A 16,752-nucleotide genomic window follows, 5' to 3' on the forward strand; every position below is an offset into this window, starting at 1 on the left:
TTATGCTAGACTGGTTAAAACACATCAATAAAGAGTTTCCTGAATTCTGGAAAAACTATCTTTCTAAATTCGATAAAAAATCGAAGCGCTTTGTCATTTTATCTACTCAAAATTCTGGTTTAAACTTCTCTAAAGATGTTATTTACTCTATAGGAGCTTTTGCCATACTAGATGACAGCATACTTATTGGAGATAGTTTTGAGACCGTTTTATTGCAATATAAATTCCTCCATGACAACAAGCTTTCCAATACATTTATTATTGAGAGCAAAATGAAAAAATTAGGAGAACCTGATGCTATTGTTGAATTAGTTGAATTTATTGGGAATGCAATATTAGTAGGGCATCATATAGATGATCATGTTGAGATGATTAATGCCGCATTAGAAAGAATGAATTGTGGTCGACTTAAAAATGAGGCTTTGGATATTGATATCATGCATAGAAAACTACATGATATTACTGATAAGAAATTTTCTTTAGATGAGCTATCTGAGATTTATAAAATTCCTAAAAGTGAAAGGATTTCCGCTTCAGAAGATGCTTACAAAGCTTCTTTGTTATTCTTGAAATTAAAGTCAAGATTGGGAATTAATTAAATATTCTTTAATCTATTATACTTACCCTAGAAATAAAACGCCCGTGATGACTTATGGAAACAGGCTTTGAAGCATTGTTGATGTCGTTTATATAGGGAATGCCGTTTTTTTTATGAATTTCCACCGTTGATTTAAGTTCTTTTATTTCTTTAAGGTCAGATTTTTGGCTAACTGCAATTGTAGATATTTTTTCTTTTGTAATTTCTGTTTTAGTGTAATAAATATTCCCATTACAATGAACAGAACCAGAATCCGCATTCTCATAATTACATTCTAATTGTATGGGTATATAGCCACGGATTCCTGTTTGTCTATTGTAGATTTTATAGGCAGCTTCCTTCCTACTCCAGAGATTCCAGACCATTATTTCCGGATTTTCTGAATTCGAAATTAGCACTTGCTCTTTACTGGTGAAAATTTTCTCTAAAAAACCAGTTCGTTTCCAATTGCTTTCTTTCTTTGCTAAAGCCAAATCGACAATATCGTTTCCGATCATTTTTCAGAAAGTTTGGTTTCAATAATTTCTAATGTTGATTTTACATCAAGCATTTTTTCCATCGACTCATTATCGATATGAATTTTAAAAGCATCTTCTACATCTAAAATGATGTCTACTAAATTGGCTGAATTAATATTCAAATCAGCAATAAAGTCGGTGTCTGCCGTGAAATTGTCAAAGGCCAACTCATTGTTTGTGTAGGGCTTAATTATTTCTTTTAATTGCTCTAATGTCTCTTCTCTGTTCATTTTTTATTTTATTTTTTTATTTAGGAGGTATATTTCTTTAAAATTACACAGCCATTGACGTCACCAAAACCAAAACTGGCTTTTGCGATAATATTCAATTCTGTTTCAATTAATTTCTTCGGTATTTTTGAGGCATCAATTACACTGCTAATATCGGGATGCAAATCCTCACAATTTATATTAGGAAATACAAACCCTTGATGCAATTGTAGCACTGCAGCTACGGTTTCAATACTACCAGCAGCAGATAGGCAATGACCTACCATTGATTTTAATGAGTTTATATAGGGAAAATCAATTCCTTTTCTACTCAAAGCTTCGCTCCAGTTCTGGATTTCTAAGCTGTCTTTTGATGTGGCAGTTAGATGCCCATTAATTGCATCAATAGCATTAGCTTCAATTCCAGCATTCTCTACTGCGCTTTTAATACATTTTTTAACGGCAGTTGGGTTTGGCGCAGTCATGGTTCCTAAACCACGTTGTCCACCCGAATTGATGTTTCCTCCTAATACTTCCGCATAGATTCGAGCTCCACGAGCCAAAGCTGTTTCCAGATCTTCCAGTACCAAAGCCCCTGCTCCGCTTCCTGGAACAAAACCAGAGGCACTAACACTCATTGGTCTTGAAGCTTGTTCCGGCGTATCATTGTGTTTAAAGGTGCACACTCGCATCGCATCAAATCCTCCCCATATATAAGGTCCACTATCGCTAGTGCTACCTGCTAACATCCGTTTGGCCTGCCCTGATTTTATGCGTTCGTATGACATTAGAATACTTTCGGCACCCGTTGTACAGGCAGAGGAATTGGTCGTAACTTGATTTCCCAAACCTAATTTTCCTCCTATATAAGCGCTTACTCCACTATTCATAGTTTGAGCTACGGCGGTACTTCCTAATCTACGGGTTTGTAAATCGTCAATTTTATAGATGCTTTCGCGAAATTTATCAATTCCAGAAGTACCTGTTCCAAAAATGGTTCCACTGTCCCAATCTGGTTCATCAGTGATTCCTACAGATAAGCCTGCGTCTTTCCATGCGTCCATTCCTGCAACCACACCGTATAAAATCCCAGAGGAATTAAAATTGCGAAGTTCCAGCTCAGTAAAATATTTTAAAGAGTCTTCATTTGAAATTTCCGGTTTTCCTGAAATCTGACAGGAAAACTGTAATCTTTGCAATTCAGGATCTTTTTTGATTCCTGAAATTCCATTTCTTATGGCTATAGTAAACGCATCGAGTCCTACTCCATTTGGAGCGACAACGCCAAGTCCTGTGATTACCACTCTCCTATTCATTTTTTGTCTTTTTAAAGATTAAGAAACCTAAAAATTAGTTGTGACTACTTTTATTTAATTAATCATCATCCCCGCAATTTCTCCCATACAAACAACATCATCTTTTTCATTGATCATCTTTACACTGCATTTTAACTTCCCAAATCGAAAGTATATTTTCTCTGAAACAACTGTAACTTTTTCATTTGGAAAAACAGCTTTAATAAATTCAATAGACGTTGATGTTAAGGCAATTGAAGTGTTTTTGTTAAATGTATTGTCTAATAAATAAATCCCTAGGCATACTAAACCAATTTGGGCCATAACTTCTGTCAAAATAACGCCAGGTGTCACAGGATGCTCTTTAAAATGTCCTGTATAAAAATCTAAATTTTCATTGAAAGTAAAACTGCCCTTCACGCCGTTTTCATTAATTTCGGTTAGTTCATCAACAAACAAAAATGGTTTGGAATATGGTAATTTTGATATGATTTCCTGATGTGTCATCGTGTTGATAGTTGAATTTTGGCTTCTAAAACTGCAATAAAACTCTTTGAGCCGAAAATCCGGGTCCAAAACTTAACATTAAAGCTTTTTCTCCTTTGGCAGGTTTATCGTCCATAAATCGTTCTAAAACATACAGCACTGTAGCACTAGACATGTTTCCGTACAAACGCAGTACTTCTTTTGTATGATCGATATTTTTACCTAAATCAGAGAATAAAGCTTCAACTGTTTGCACTATTTTTTTTCCTCCTGGGTGAAATATTAAATGATCAATATTTTCAATCGTTAAGTTATTCTTTTTCAAAAAAGGATGAATGATCGCCGGAAAATGAGAAGCTATCGTGTCTGGAACCTCAATGTCTAAAATCATTTGCAAACCTGAATTTGTGAGTTTAAAACCCATCATGTGTTCATTATCATAAAAATGATACATTTCTTCGGCTAATACTTCAGGTCCTTCGTCATCTTCATGTGACGAAAGCAGCACACAAGCGGCACCATCACCAAAAATGGCAGCACTAACTATATTAGCCATAGAGAAATCGTTAAGCTGAAATGTTGCAGTGGGACTTTCGACGGCAATTATTGCGGCACGTTTACCCGGATTGGCTTGCAGAAAGTTCTTGGCATAAATTATACCTGAAATTCCCGCCGCACAACCCATTTCAGTAACGGGAAGTCGCACAATATCCTGACGTAGTTTTAATTTATTTATCAAATAGGCATCTAACGAAGGAATCATTATTCCGGTACAGCTTACGGTAATAATGTAATCTAAATCTTCTGGTTTCCATTTTGATTTTACCAATGCTTTTTGAAGTACTTTTTCGCCCAAATCAATAACCTCACGGATATAGATATCATTTCTTTCCTCAAATGAAGTTTTTGTAAAAACTTCAATTGGATCCATAATGGAGTAGCGTTTGTCAACTGCTGCCCCTTCAAATATTTTTTTTACTTTCCTGATAAATCGCTCGTCCTGCCCTTCCAGCCAAGCATCCAAAAACGGAATGATTTCCTCTGTCGTTCTTGAATATTTGGGTAGTTGTTTTGTTACGGTATGTATTTTTACACTCATATTTTTGAAATTATCCATTGGTAACGGAAAGCCCATTTCCATTTAATGGTATAGTTGCTGAAATTTAATTTTTTTGAAAAATCAGTTAAATCGTCCTTTTTAAACCCTCTTAAAATAGAGATTAAACCATCTTCACGGGACATTGCGTTTAGTTGAAAAACAAAACATAATGACTGAAATAATCGGTAAGCTAAACTGCTTCTTTGCAGATCGTTAATAACAACCCCACGAGAAGCGTTTGTGTAAAATACATTCATTATATCTAGAATTTCAGTCTCCTTAAAATGATGTAATGTTAAGGTGCATAATACGATATCATACTTCAACTCTCTAAAAGGTTTATCAAATATATCTTCACATCTGTAAGATATATTTGGATAATTCTCCGATAGTTTTTTAGCATGCGTACTAGTGAAATTATTGGCATCAATTCCGATTAAATTAAACTTTAAGTTATTTATCGCTCCGTAATCTGCAAGACTCCTTAACATATCGCCATTACCACAACCTACATCAACAATCGTGATTTCAGTGTTACTAGGAACGTCAGCTATCAAAGCTTTCACTCCAAGTAAAGTTAGCTTGTTTCCTCCCAAAAGCTGATTTATTTTGGCGATTTTATCCAATGCCTCACGTAAAATTTCGCCTTCCATGGCAAAATCATCCATGATTTCGGGTTTATCCGTTCTGTATTTGGTATTTAAAAACATTTAGCGTTAGTGTATAATGGGTTTTCCGTGCGTCTTTTTTATAATGATAGGCAATAGAAAAGGGAATAGGACTAATATACGCAATAGCACTCCAGATAAATTCTGTTTGTGTAATATTTTTGCTAATAGCCTTCCCATTTTTAATCTTTTATTAAAGTTCAGATTCCATTCCTTAAAGTATCTTCTTTCTAGTTCCTCTCTGGATTGAATTGAACCATTAAAATAGTCTCCAATCAATTCAGAAACAATTTTAGCGCTATGTATAGCCATCGCCATTCCATTTCCACACAAAGGGTGAATTAATCCTGCGGTATCTCCTATCATGAGGATATGATTTTCTACAGTTTCTTTTTTGCTGAAGGAAATTTGACTTATCGTAATCGGCTTTTCAAAAAGCAAAGTGGAATTGTCAAAAACGGTCTTCATATGAGGGTTCATAGAAACTACCTTATCTTGATATTCCTCTATATTTTTATATTGCTTGAAGGTATCGTAGTCTGCCAGATAACAAATATTTATTTTATTATTCTCAACTTTAGAAACCCCGCAGTATCCTCCTTTAAAATTGTGTAGGCCTACCAAATCATTTGGAAAATCGCCGCTGTAATGTGCTTTTACAGCCAACCATGACGATTTTTTTTGAATAAAGTCTCTACTTAAATTTTGATCTATGTTAGAACGTTTCCCAAAAGCCCCTATAACAATCTCGGATTCAAGTATCGTGTTATTTGATGTGGTTACGGTAAACCTATCATTGTCAAAAACTATCTTTTCGACTGTATCTTGCACTATCGCGCAGCCATTAGCCATAGCTTTTTTATATAAAAAAAGATCCAAAGCATAGCGGCTTATTCCGAATCCTCCTAGTGATAAATCAGTATTAATTACTTTTCCATTTAAGGTTGAAAATTGTAATTTGCTAATATCAGTTGGCTCCAATTCAGAGACTTTTAAATCTAACCATTTAAAATAGGGCAAAACCTCATTGGAGATGTATTCTCCACATACTTTATGTTTTGGATAACTATTCTTTTCAATAACCGTCACTTGAAGTCCTAATTTAGATAAATGTATAGCTGAAGTCAATCCAGCTAAGCCTCCTCCAATAATTATTACTTTTTTATCTCTCATATGGAAGTAAATTTATGGATTAGTTTGACATTATGGTTATAACACTTCATAAAAAATGTAAGTAAAGTATTTATTTTCCAATAATAAGATTGGAGCATCTGTTGCTGTAAACGCAATAAGTCTAATTATCTAATCAAACTTCTAAAGTCATTTCCTGTGGGTTCTTCGAACACCTCAAGTTCAAATTCAGAAGTAATGGTATATAGATGATCGAATATATCAGAAACAATGCGCTCATATTTTACCCATTCTCTTTCGGAACTAAAACAATAAATCTCTAGTGGTAATCCTTTCGAGGTTGATTCTAACTGCCTAACCATTAAGGTCATTTCTCCATTAATATTGGGATGAGCCATAATATATTTTTCGGCATAAATTCTAAAAACACCTATATTAGTCATCCTTCGATTATTTACAGAATCTATTTCATTATCAAACATTTTAGAATTGAATTTCTGAACATCATTTTCTTTTTCAATAATGTAGTCTTCAATTAGTTTGTATTTTTTGAATTGTGAGAGCATTTTTTCATCACAAAACTTAAAACTACTTACCTTTAAATAAACAGCTCTCTTAATTCGTCTTCCACCAGAATCATTCATACCACGCCAGTTTTTGAAAGAGTCTGTAATGAAGGCATAAGTGGGTATAGTAGTAATCGTTTTATCCCAATTTTGAACTTTTACTGTGTTTAAATTGATTGACATAACATCTCCATCTGCATCATATTTTGGCATCGAAATCCAGTCACCTACTCGCACCATATCATAGACGGACATTTGAATGCTGGCGACAAAGCCCAAAATGGTATCTTTAAAAATTAAAAGTAAAATAGCAGTCATAGCTCCCATTGCACCTAGAAAGTAGAAAGGACTTTTTCCTAAAATTAAAGACAAAACTAGAATCCCTCCAATAAAATAGACTCCAATTTTAAGTACTTGGATGTAAGTGGTAATAGGTTTGTCTGCTAATATTACGATATGGGATAGAATTTCATCAAAGACTGATAATAAAGTAATAGTAGAACGAATTATCACAATAATTATAAAAATATTGGATAGAAAAATAGCATACTCAATAACTTTTGGAAAATCTCCAAAGATATATGGAGCAACTAAAACAATTATGAAAGCAGGTATCAAATAAGCCATTTTTTCAAAAACTCTTTTCTCAACTAAGACATCGTCCCAAACTACTTTTGTCTTTAAAAAAATCTTATGAACAAAGTTAACAATGACTATTTTGGTTAAATAATAAGACAAAAGGCAAATTATAAATAATACTAAAATAAGTGTCAAAAGTTTTAAATACAAAGCGAGCATTGGATCTAAACCAAAATCTTCAATAAACCATTTATCCAACCAAAGCGCGATGTTATATTTTTTTTCAATTTGAATCATAGGAAATTTACCTTTATTTGTAAATATAAGTTTCCTAATCTAAGCAGTCTAAGACTAGGTCCTTATTGTGCTTACATTAACATCTACAATATTTATCTATATGTGTTATTTTTGATTTAAATGACTTATATCAGTCTGATTAATAAGTTTTTAAATTAAAAAACCCTTTCGAAATTTAATTTTCGAAAGGGTTTTGAACTAAAAAGGGATACTACAAGTCTCCCTTTTCGTTATAAAATGGTATTCTAATGTTTACCAGCAATTATTTCTTCTATGATCTCTGGGTTTAACAGAGTGGACGTGTCCCCAAAATTTGAAAAGTCACCTTCTGCAATTTTTCTAAGTATGCGACGCATGATTTTACCAGAACGTGTTTTTGGCAAGCCAGAAACATATTGTATTTTGTCCAATTTAGCTATCGGACCAACGTGATCTGAAATGTGTTGGTTTATCTCTTTAAATAGGTTTTCTTTATTTCTAATCTCGCCTGTTTCTTTCAAAATAACATAACCATACAAGGCCTTTCCTTTCACATCATGAGGAAAACCAACAATGGCACTTTCTGCAACTGCAGGATGCTCATTAATTGCATCCTCGATTGGAGCAGTACCTAAATTATGTCCTGATACAATTACGACATCATCTACACGACCTGTAATTCTGTAGTAACCTACTTCATCACGTAAAGCACCATCACCAGTAAAAAATTTTCCTGGAAAAGCTGAAAAGTAGGTGTCTTTATACCGTTGGTGATTGCCCCAAATAGTTCTTGCTATTCCTGGCCATGGGAATGCAATACACAAACTTCCTACCTCTTGATTTCTTTCAATTTCAATACCCTTATCATCCATCAACACGGGTTGAACTCCAGGCAAGGGCAACGTAGCATAGGTCGGTTTTGTAGGAGTGATAAATGCTAAGGGCGAAATCATGATACCTCCTGTTTCTGTTTGCCACCAAGTATCAACTATAGGGCATTTTTTTGTACCCACATTATCATTGTACCAATGCCAAGCTTCTTCATTGATGGGTTCACCCACAGAACCTATAACTTTTAATGTTTTCAAATGGTGTTTTTGAATGTATTCCAAGTTTTCTTTGGCTAATGCACGAATTGCGGTTGGAGCGGTATAAAACTGGCTAACCTTATGCTTTTCTATAATTTCCCAAAAGCGGCTAAAATCAGGATAAGAAGGAACCCCCTCGAATATAACAGTAGTCGCACCATTTAATAATGGACCATATAGTATGTAGGAATGTCCTGTTATCCAACCAATATCAGCGGTACACCAAAAAATGTCATTTTCTTCGTAATTGAAAACATTTTTGAATGTATAGGCAGAATAAACCATATATCCTGCAGTAGTATGTACCATACCCTTAGGTTTTCCAGTGGAACCAGAAGTATAAAGAATAAATAATGGATCTTCAGAATCCATTATTTCAGCTACACTATTATCTGAAGCTCCATCTAATAAAGGTTGCAACCAGATATCTCTATCTTGCTTCATGGTTATTTCAGTGTTGGTTCTTTTTACAACTAAAACCGAACTAACTGACGGACATTTTTCCAATGCCTCATCAATGATTGACTTTAGCTCTATCGTCTTGTTACCACGGTATCCGCCATCAGACGTGATGACCATTTTACAGTCGCTATCAAGAATTCGAGTTGCTACTGCTGAGGCAGAAAAGCCTGCAAAAACCACGGAATGGATTGCTCCAATTCTAGCACAAGCTAACATTGAAACGGCAAGTTCAGGAATCATAGGTAAATAAATACAAACTCTATCTCCTTTTTCTATTCCTTGCTCACGTAAAACATTGGCCATTTTGCAAACGCGTTGATGCAAATCATTATATGTAATATGTAATGCTTGTTCAGTTGGGTCATTTGGTTCGAAAATAATAGCAGTTTTCTCCCCTCTTTTATTCAAATGCCTGTCGATACAGTTTTTGGCCATATTTACTTTTGCTTCAGTAAACCATTTTATCTCAGCATCAGCCATATTGAAATCTACAACTTTATCCCACTGTTGATACCAAGTAAAGTTCTCTTCAGCAATCTTACCCCAAAATTTTCGGGGTTCACGCACAGATTTGTTGTAATGTTTGAAGTATTGCTCTAGATTTTCTATCTTATAGTAACTCATCCGATTTTTTTTTATAAATGTATTAAATCTCTCTCGATTCCAAAAGTGTTTTGTTTTATAAATTAGCATGAAAAATTAAACATTTATCACAAAATCACGCTTATTTGTAATTATTCCACATTATCAAACTAATTTAAACAAAACTATAGTACTATAAAAATAAAAAAGACGGGGAAGATAAACTCCCACGTCTTTTTAAATTAACAATAATTATAACAATTAATAAAATAGTAGTAGAATATCTACTATACCAGCAAATACTTTTAAAGTCATTAACATTCTATGATTAGTAATTAATAACACAACAATATACTTCCATTATTATTAAAGGAATTACTTCACTTAACGTTCATGCTCGTATGAAGCTAAGTGAATGTAATATGCGACCATATAGATTATCAAGTTTAATATGTTGTTTACTAATCCAAAATAGTAGAAAAACAATTGATACAGCGCAAATCTCAACACACTATCATGTGTGGTAATTCCTAAATTTAATCTATCCTATTTTTTTCATTGCTGTCATAGACTCTCTTAACCAAGTCCCCACCTCTTCAATTGGATGCTGACGAATAGTTTTATTAACAGCAATAAGTACTGCATTGTCAACTCCATTTGCTGTTGAAAATGGTTTACCAATAATGTTAGTTTCAACTGATTTCATGAAATCCGTTAATAATGGTTTACAAGCATGATCAAATAAGTAACAACCATATTCAGCTGTATCCGAAATGATTCTGTTCATTTCATACAATTTTTTTCTTGCTACCGTATTTGCAATTAGAGGCAATTCATGTAATGATTCATAATAGGCAGACTCTTCAATAATTCCAGACTCTGTCATAGTTTCAAAAGCTAATTCTACACCCGCTTTTACCATTGCGATCATTAAAACTCCATTGTCAAAATATTCTTGCTCTGAAATTGCTGCTTCTGTTGGAGCTGTTTTTTCGAAATTTGTTTCTGCAGTAGCTGCTCTCCAAGTCAATAAATTAAAATCGTCGTTAGCCCAGTCAATCATCATATTTCTAGAGAATTCTCCAGAGATAATGTCATCCATATGTTTTTGAAACAACGGACGCATGATGTCTTTAAGCTCATCAGCTAATCTATACGCTTCAATTTTTGAAGGATTAGACAAACGATCCATCATATTTGTAATTCCACCATGTTTCAAAGCTTCAGTAATAGTTTCCCAACCATATTGAATTAATTTCGAAGCATAGGCAGGTTCAATTCCTTTTTCAACCATTTTGTCAAAACATAAAATAGATCCTGTTTGCAACATTCCGCAAAGAATAGTTTGCTCTCCCATTAAATCCGATTTTACTTCAGCAACAAAAGAAGAATTTAAAACTCCTGCTTTATGGCCTCCAGTAGCAACCGCGTATGCTTTTGCTTGCTCGAATCCTTCGTTATTTGGATCATTTTCTGGGTGCACAGCAATTAATGTTGGTACACCAAAACCTCTTTTATACTCCTCACGAACTTCTGATCCAGGACATTTAGGAGCACACATAATAACAGTAATGTCCTTACGGATTTGCATTCCTTCCTCTACGATATTAAAACCATGAGAATAAGCTAAAGTTGAACCTTGTTTCATTAGTGGCATGATCGCAGTTACAACAGCAGTATGTTGTTTATCTGGAGTAAGATTACAAACTAAATCAGCAGTTGGGATTAATTCCTCATATGTCCCCACATTGAAACCATTATCAGCAGCATTCATGAAAGAAGCTCTTTTTTGAGCAATTGCTTCTGCACGCAATGCGTATGAAATATCTAAACCTGAATCTCTCATGTTCAAACCTTGGTTAAGTCCTTGCGCTCCACAACCTACTATAACTACTTTTTTTCCTTTTAAAGCTGCTATTCCATTTGTGAATTCTGTTTGATCCATGAATTCGCAAACGCCTAATTGTTCTAATTGTAATCTAAGTGGTAATGAATTGAAATAATTTGCCATCGTGTTATATTTGTTTATTTTTTAATTCTTCTAATAATGCTGAAATTTCCATCTTTTCTTTGGAAACTGATATTCTTCCGGAACGGACAAACTGCATGATTCCGAAAGTTTTTAAATTTTGATATAATTCTTCTATTTCCGAACGCCTTCCGGATTTAGAAATAACAAAAAAGTCTCTGGAAACAGTAACTATTTCGGAGTTGCTTTCTTTAATTATGTTTTGAATTTGTTTTTCGTCAAATAACAAACCTGATTCTATTTTAAATAAAGCATTTTCCAAGAAGATAGTCTCGTCATCTATATGATAAAAAGCTTTGATAACTTCAATTTGTTTCTCGATTTGACCTACAATATTTTGTACCCATTTTTCAGTTGTATGCACTACAATTACAAACCTAGAAACGTTTTCGATTTCTGATTCTGAAACATTTAAACTGAGTATGTTGATGTGACGTTTTAAGAATATACCTGATATTCTATTTAGTAAGCCAACGTTGTTTTCTGAGTAAACAGAAATAGTGAATGTTTGATTTTCCATAAATATTAACTTAATCTGATGTCAGAAACTGAAGCTCCTGTTGGAATCATTGGGAATACATTGTTTTCTTTCTCTACCATAACTTCCAGAAAATAGGATTCTTTTGAAGCCATCATTTCGGCAACAGCAGCATCTAAATCTTCTCTTTTTATTACTTTCTTAGCTTTAATATAATAACCTTCTGCTATGGCACAGAAATTTGGATTGGTCATCTCCGTCGATGCATATCGTTTATCAAAAAACAATTGTTGCCATTGACGTACCATCCCCAAGAACTCGTTGTTTAGAACCACAATTTTTACTGGAACCTTTGTTTGAAAAATAGTACCCAATTCCTGAATTGTCATTTGGAATCCACCATCACCAATGATAGCGACAACTTCTCTTTCTGGCATTCCCATCTTAGCTCCTATAGCTGCTGGTAACGCAAATCCCATTGTTCCTAAGCCTCCAGAAGTAACATTACTTTTTGAAGAATTAAATTTGGCATAACGACAAGTGAACATTTGGTGTTGTCCCACATCAGATACCATAATAGCATCTCCTTTTGAATGTTTGTTTATCATTTCAATAGTTTCTCCCATAGAAATTCCTTCTTTCTTGGGTTTTAACTCATCATTAATAACAGAATCCAATTCAACTTGATATAATTCTTTGAATTCGTTGTGCCAAGATTCATGTGATTTACTTTCGATAAACGGAAGCAAAGCTGTTAGGGATTCTTTTACATCGGCTAAAACAGCTACTGTTGTTTTTACATTTTTGTCAATTTCTGCTGAGTCAATTTCAAAGTGAATTACCTTAGCCTGTTTAGCATAAGTAGCTAAATTACCTGTAACACGATCGTCAAAACGCATCCCAAGTGCAATCAACACATCACATTCGTTAGTCAAAACATTTGGCCCGTAGTTCCCGTGCATTCCTAACATACCTACGTTTAATTCATGATCTGTAGGCAATGCTGAAAGTCCTAAAATAGTCCAAGCAGCAGGAATTCCTGATTTTTCAACTAATGCTTTTAGTTCTGCTTCTGCCTGACCCAAAATGATTCCTTGACCAAATACTATAAATGGTTTTTTAGCATTATTAATCAATTCTGCCGCTTCCTTAATTTTATCATGGTTTAGCGTTGGTTTAGGAATATAACTTCTGATTCCTGTACATTTTTTATAACTGAACTCTAATTCGTCAAACTGCGCATTTTTAGTAATATCTACTAAAACTGGACCTGGACGACCTGATCTTGCAATATAAAATGCTTTTGCCATGATTTCTGGAATCTCAGAAGCTTCTGTAATCTGGTAATTCCATTTGGTTACCGGAGTCGAAATTCCAATAATATCTGTTTCTTGAAATGCATCAGAACCCAGTAAATGTTTTCCAACCTGACCTGTAATACAAACCATGGGAGTTGAATCGATTTGAGCATCAGCAATACCTGTGACTAGGTTAGTTGCTCCTGGACCTGATGTAGCAATTGCAACTCCCACTTTTCCGGTCGCTCTTGCAAATCCTTGAGCTGCATGCGTTGCACCTTGTTCGTGGCGCACTAATACATGCTGTAATTGATCTTTAAATTTATATAATTCATCATAAACAGGCATTATAGCCCCACCAGGGTAGCCATAAACCAAATCTACACCTTCTTCTAATAAGCATCTAATAACGGCTTCTGCACCAGATATTTTATTTGTTTCCATTGGTTATATATATATTATTTTAAAAGAGCAAAAGGGAATCCAAGATCCATCTAAATAGCTACTCTTTTAGTTCTTGTAAATTATTTATCAGTTACGCAGCCTGTTGATGCACTTGAAACTGATCTGATATATTTTAGTAAAACTCCTTTTTTAATATTTGATTCGGGTTGAACCCAATTTGCTTTTCTTGTTGCAAACTCTTCATCAGAAATTTTCAGATTGATTGTGTTTTTGACTGCATCAATGGTAATAATATCTCCATTTTTCACAAGTGCAATTCCACCACCATCAAAAGCTTCAGGTGTAACATGTCCTACAACAAAACCATGTGAACCACCAGAAAATCTACCGTCTGTAATTAAAGCTACACTCTTGCCTAAACCTGCACCCATAATGGCTGAAGTAGGTTTGAGCATTTCAGGCATTCCTGGCCCTCCTTTGGGTCCACAATACCTGATGACGACTACATTTCCAGGTTTTACATCACCATTACGAACTCCAGTTATTACATCATATTCGTTTTCGAAAACAATAGCATCTCCTTCAAAATACTCTCCTTCATTGCCACTAATTTTTGCAACACATCCTTCTTCAGCAAGATTTCCATAAAGAATCTGTATATTTCCAGTGGCTTTTAATGCTTTTTGAATTTCGTGTATTACTTCCTGTCCATCATTTAAATTAGGAACAGCAGCTAAATTTTCAGCTAATGTTTTTCCGGTAACAGTTAAACATTCTCCGTGTAATAATCCTTCTTTTAATAAGTATTTCATCACCGCAGGAACTCCACCAGCTTCATGCAGATCTTCCATCAAGTATTTACCACTTGGTTTCAAATCAGCAAGTAATGGCGTTTTGTCACTGATATCTTGAAAATTTTTAAGTGTAATTTCGATATCAACTGAATGCGCCATTGCAATCAAGTGCATTACTGCATTAGTAGAACCACCTAAAACAGCTACCATCGTAATCGCATTTTCAAATGCTTTACGTGTCATGATATCTCTAGGCTTAATATCTTTTTCTAACAAGATTCTGATTGCTTTTCCAGCGTCAACACATTCTTGTTTTTTCTCTGCACTTAGTGCTGGGTTTGATGAGCTGTAAGGTAAGCTCATCCCTAAAGCTTCAATAGCTGAAGACATTGTATTAGCAGTATACATTCCGCCACAAGCTCCTGCACCAGGGCAAGCATTTTGAATCACGCCTTTAAAATCTTCAGGAGCAATCGTATTACTGAATTTTTTTCCTAATGCTTCAAAAGCAGACACAATGTTCAATGATTCTCCTTTCCATATACCGGAATGAATAGAACCTCCATAAACCATAATAGCAGGACGATTCACTCTTCCCATAGCCATTACTGAACCTGGCATGTTTTTATCACAACCAGGAATAGCAATTAAACCATCGTACCATTGCGCACCCATCACAGTTTCGATAGAATCCGCGATTACGTCTCTAGAAACTAGAGAAAAGCGCATTCCTTCTGTACCGTTTGAGATACCATCACTTACACCAATGGTATTAAAAATTAAACCAACTAAATCCTCTTTCCATACTCCTGCTTTTACATCTTTTGCCAAATCATTTAAATGCATGTTACAGGTATTTCCTTCGTAGCCCATGCTAACAATTCCAACTTGTGCTTTCTTTAAATCTTCTTCAGTCAAACCAATACCGTACAACATAGCTTGAGCTGCTGGTTGTGTTTCGTCTTGAGTTATGGTTTTGCTGTATTTATTTAATTCCATTATGTATCTATTTGTGTAAGTATTTTTTTTTAAATTTTATCTAATCTTCAGGAAGGGTTAAACAATAGTCGATTGTCCTAAATTGACATTATCCATTTTAAAATACAAATCGCCTTTCTCTAATATATAGTTTGCTATATAATCACCTACTTCATTTGTTCCAAACTTAGAATCTACTTTTAAATCTATTGTAACAATGTGATTAATTATAGCTTTTTCAACTGCTTGAAAAACTGTTACTGCTTCCTTTATCAGACCGAAATGTTCTAATAACATTCCTGCTGACAAAATTGAAGCAATTGGATTTGCACAGTTTTTATCTTTCACTTCATTATAACTTCCGTGGATAGGCTCAAAAAGAGAATATTTTTCACCTATAGATGCCGATGCCATCAACCCTTTAGAACCTGCAATAACACTAGCTTCGTCTGATAATATATCACCAAACAGATTATCTGTTAATAAAACATCAAATTGTCTAGGGTTCAATATTAGTTGCATTGCTGCATTGTCTACATATAAAAACTCTAAAGTGACTTCTGGATATTCCTTAGCAATTTTTTGAACTACCTTTCTCCATAAACGAGATGTTTCTAATACATTCGCCTTATCAACCAATGTCACTTTTTTACGTCTCTTTTGTGCAGCTGTGAAAGCCAAGTGTGTTATTTTGGAAATTTCCTCTTCGCTATATTCGCAAAGATCAGAAGCATAAGTTCCTTCTTCGTTTAAATGTTTTTCACCAAAATACATTCCTCCATTCAATTCCCTATAAATTACAAAGTCAGTACCTTGCAGTATTTCTTTTTTTATAGGAGAGGCGTCCATTAACTTTGGATACGCTTTTATAGGTCTAATGTTAGCATATAAACCCAATTCTTTTCTAAGTTTAAGTAAGCCTTGCTCTGGACGAATTTTAGACTCCGGATCGTTATCATAGATTGGATCACCAATAGCGCCAAATAAAATTGAATCGGTATTTTTACACAAATTTAAAGTTTGATCCGGTAAGGGCTTTCCTGTTCTTTCTATAGCAACTGCTCCAATTAAAGCATCTTCAAAAGTGAATTCATGACCAAATACTAATGCAATGGCACCAAGCGCTTTTTTTGCTTGTAAAATCACCTCTGGACCTATACCATCACCCGCTAAGACGGCTATTTTTAATTTTTTCATAGAATTTCGTGTAAGG

15 protein-coding genes are annotated in these 16,752 nt (G+C 34.4%); 1 reads left to right on the forward strand and 14 read right to left on the reverse strand.

Features of this window, described 5'->3' with window-relative positions:
• Window positions 1-2 precede the first annotated feature (2 nt).
• The gene (locus HJ01_RS14355; RefSeq protein WP_007139196.1) at window positions 3-599 is read left to right on the forward strand and encodes a PolC-type DNA polymerase III; all 597 of its coding nucleotides are present in this window, start codon (window positions 3-5) and stop codon (window positions 597-599) included.
• Between the two features lie 7 nt (window positions 600-606).
• Here the strand turns inward: HJ01_RS14355 and HJ01_RS14360 are convergent, their stop codons facing one another.
• The 14 genes from HJ01_RS14360 to leuB all read right to left on the reverse strand — a co-directional run bounded on the left by HJ01_RS14360 (window position 607) and on the right by leuB (window position 16,736).
• Window positions 607-1,095 carry a 4'-phosphopantetheinyl transferase superfamily protein gene (locus HJ01_RS14360; protein ID WP_007139197.1) on the reverse strand — a complete coding sequence of 163 codons (489 nt, stop codon included), beginning with the start codon at window positions 1,093-1,095 and terminating at the stop codon, window positions 607-609.
• Window positions 1,092-1,346 (reverse strand): acyl carrier protein, encoded by a 255-nt coding sequence (locus HJ01_RS14365; protein ID WP_007139198.1) that lies wholly within the window; start codon window positions 1,344-1,346, stop codon window positions 1,092-1,094. The genes HJ01_RS14360 and HJ01_RS14365 overlap by 4 nt, the downstream gene beginning before the upstream one ends.
• 20 nt (window positions 1,347-1,366) lie before the next feature.
• On the reverse strand, window positions 1,367-2,641 hold the full coding sequence (locus HJ01_RS14370; protein WP_007139199.1) for a beta-ketoacyl-[acyl-carrier-protein] synthase family protein: 1,275 nt from the start codon (window positions 2,639-2,641) through the stop codon (window positions 1,367-1,369).
• Window positions 2,642-2,695: 54 nt separating this feature from the next.
• The gene (locus HJ01_RS14375) at window positions 2,696-3,127 is read right to left on the reverse strand and encodes a 3-hydroxyacyl-ACP dehydratase FabZ family protein (RefSeq protein ID WP_007139200.1); all 432 of its coding nucleotides are present in this window, start codon (window positions 3,125-3,127) and stop codon (window positions 2,696-2,698) included.
• 25 nt (window positions 3,128-3,152) lie between these two features.
• Window positions 3,153-4,205 (reverse strand): type III polyketide synthase, encoded by a 1,053-nt coding sequence (locus HJ01_RS14380; RefSeq protein WP_040474018.1) that lies wholly within the window; start codon window positions 4,203-4,205, stop codon window positions 3,153-3,155.
• Window positions 4,202-4,915 (reverse strand): methyltransferase domain-containing protein, encoded by a 714-nt coding sequence (locus HJ01_RS14385; RefSeq protein WP_007139202.1) that lies wholly within the window; start codon window positions 4,913-4,915, stop codon window positions 4,202-4,204. The genes HJ01_RS14380 and HJ01_RS14385 overlap by 4 nt, the downstream gene beginning before the upstream one ends.
• Window positions 4,916-4,921: 6 nt before the next feature.
• Window positions 4,922-6,046, reverse strand: a complete 1,125-nt coding sequence (locus HJ01_RS14390; RefSeq protein ID WP_007139203.1) for an NAD(P)/FAD-dependent oxidoreductase — start codon at window positions 6,044-6,046, stop codon at window positions 4,922-4,924.
• Window positions 6,047-6,171: 125 nt separating this feature from the next.
• Window positions 6,172-7,446, reverse strand: a complete 1,275-nt coding sequence (locus HJ01_RS14395; RefSeq protein WP_007139204.1) for a mechanosensitive ion channel family protein — start codon at window positions 7,444-7,446, stop codon at window positions 6,172-6,174.
• Window positions 7,447-7,691: 245 nt separating this feature from the next.
• On the reverse strand, window positions 7,692-9,599 hold the full coding sequence (acs, locus tag HJ01_RS14400) for an acetate--CoA ligase (RefSeq protein WP_007139205.1): 1,908 nt from the start codon (window positions 9,597-9,599) through the stop codon (window positions 7,692-7,694).
• A 499-nt stretch (window positions 9,600-10,098) separates the two neighbouring features.
• Window positions 10,099-11,568 carry a ketol-acid reductoisomerase gene (gene ilvC, locus HJ01_RS14405; RefSeq protein WP_007139206.1) on the reverse strand — a complete coding sequence of 490 codons (1,470 nt, stop codon included), beginning with the start codon at window positions 11,566-11,568 and terminating at the stop codon, window positions 10,099-10,101.
• A 4-nt stretch (window positions 11,569-11,572) separates the two neighbouring features.
• Complete coding sequence (gene ilvN / locus HJ01_RS14410) at window positions 11,573-12,106, reverse strand: acetolactate synthase small subunit (RefSeq protein ID WP_007139207.1); 534 nt, start codon at window positions 12,104-12,106, stop codon at window positions 11,573-11,575.
• A 5-nt stretch (window positions 12,107-12,111) separates the two neighbouring features.
• Window positions 12,112-13,806 (reverse strand): biosynthetic-type acetolactate synthase large subunit, encoded by a 1,695-nt coding sequence (ilvB, locus tag HJ01_RS14415; RefSeq protein ID WP_007139208.1) that lies wholly within the window; start codon window positions 13,804-13,806, stop codon window positions 12,112-12,114.
• Between the two features lie 80 nt (window positions 13,807-13,886).
• A complete protein-coding gene (gene ilvD, locus HJ01_RS14420) occupies window positions 13,887-15,560 on the reverse strand; it encodes a dihydroxy-acid dehydratase (protein ID WP_007139209.1) in 1,674 nt (557 codons plus the stop codon).
• 57 nt (window positions 15,561-15,617) lie between these two features.
• Window positions 15,618-16,736: a 3-isopropylmalate dehydrogenase gene (leuB, locus tag HJ01_RS14425; protein WP_007139210.1), complete on the reverse strand. Its 1,119-nt coding sequence runs from the start codon at window positions 16,734-16,736 to the stop codon at window positions 15,618-15,620.
• Window positions 16,737-16,752: the final 16 nt, after the last annotated feature.

Origin of the sequence: Flavobacterium frigoris PS1, from assembly GCF_000252125.1 — a bacterium.
Lineage (GTDB): Bacteria > Bacteroidota > Bacteroidia > Flavobacteriales > Flavobacteriaceae > Flavobacterium > Flavobacterium frigoris_A.

Bases quoted from the DNA above. Each gene is read 5' to 3' on its own strand.
- HJ01_RS14355 (WP_007139196.1), top strand. From the start codon at position 3: ATGCTAGACTGGTTAAAACACATCAATAAAGAGTTTCCTGAATTCTGG.
- HJ01_RS14360 (WP_007139197.1), bottom strand. From the start codon at position 1,095: ATGATCGGAAACGATATTGTCGATTTGGCTTTAGCAAAGAAAGAAAGC.
- HJ01_RS14365 (WP_007139198.1), bottom strand. From the start codon at position 1,346: ATGAACAGAGAAGAGACATTAGAGCAATTAAAAGAAATAATTAAGCCC.
- HJ01_RS14370 (WP_007139199.1), bottom strand. From the start codon at position 2,641: ATGAATAGGAGAGTGGTAATCACAGGACTTGGCGTTGTCGCTCCAAAT.
- HJ01_RS14375 (WP_007139200.1), bottom strand. From the start codon at position 3,127: ATGACACATCAGGAAATCATATCAAAATTACCATATTCCAAACCATTT.
- HJ01_RS14380 (WP_040474018.1), bottom strand. From the start codon at position 4,205: ATGAGTGTAAAAATACATACCGTAACAAAACAACTACCCAAATATTCA.
- HJ01_RS14385 (WP_007139202.1), bottom strand. From the start codon at position 4,915: ATGTTTTTAAATACCAAATACAGAACGGATAAACCCGAAATCATGGAT.
- HJ01_RS14390 (WP_007139203.1), bottom strand. From the start codon at position 6,046: ATGAGAGATAAAAAAGTAATAATTATTGGAGGAGGCTTAGCTGGATTG.
- HJ01_RS14395 (WP_007139204.1), bottom strand. From the start codon at position 7,446: ATGATTCAAATTGAAAAAAAATATAACATCGCGCTTTGGTTGGATAAA.
- acs (WP_007139205.1), bottom strand. From the start codon at position 9,599: ATGAGTTACTATAAGATAGAAAATCTAGAGCAATACTTCAAACATTAC.
- ilvC (WP_007139206.1), bottom strand. From the start codon at position 11,568: ATGGCAAATTATTTCAATTCATTACCACTTAGATTACAATTAGAACAA.
- ilvN (WP_007139207.1), bottom strand. From the start codon at position 12,106: ATGGAAAATCAAACATTCACTATTTCTGTTTACTCAGAAAACAACGTT.
- ilvB (WP_007139208.1), bottom strand. From the start codon at position 13,806: ATGGAAACAAATAAAATATCTGGTGCAGAAGCCGTTATTAGATGCTTA.
- ilvD (WP_007139209.1), bottom strand. From the start codon at position 15,560: ATGGAATTAAATAAATACAGCAAAACCATAACTCAAGACGAAACACAA.
- leuB (WP_007139210.1), bottom strand. From the start codon at position 16,736: ATGAAAAAATTAAAAATAGCCGTCTTAGCGGGTGATGGTATAGGTCCA.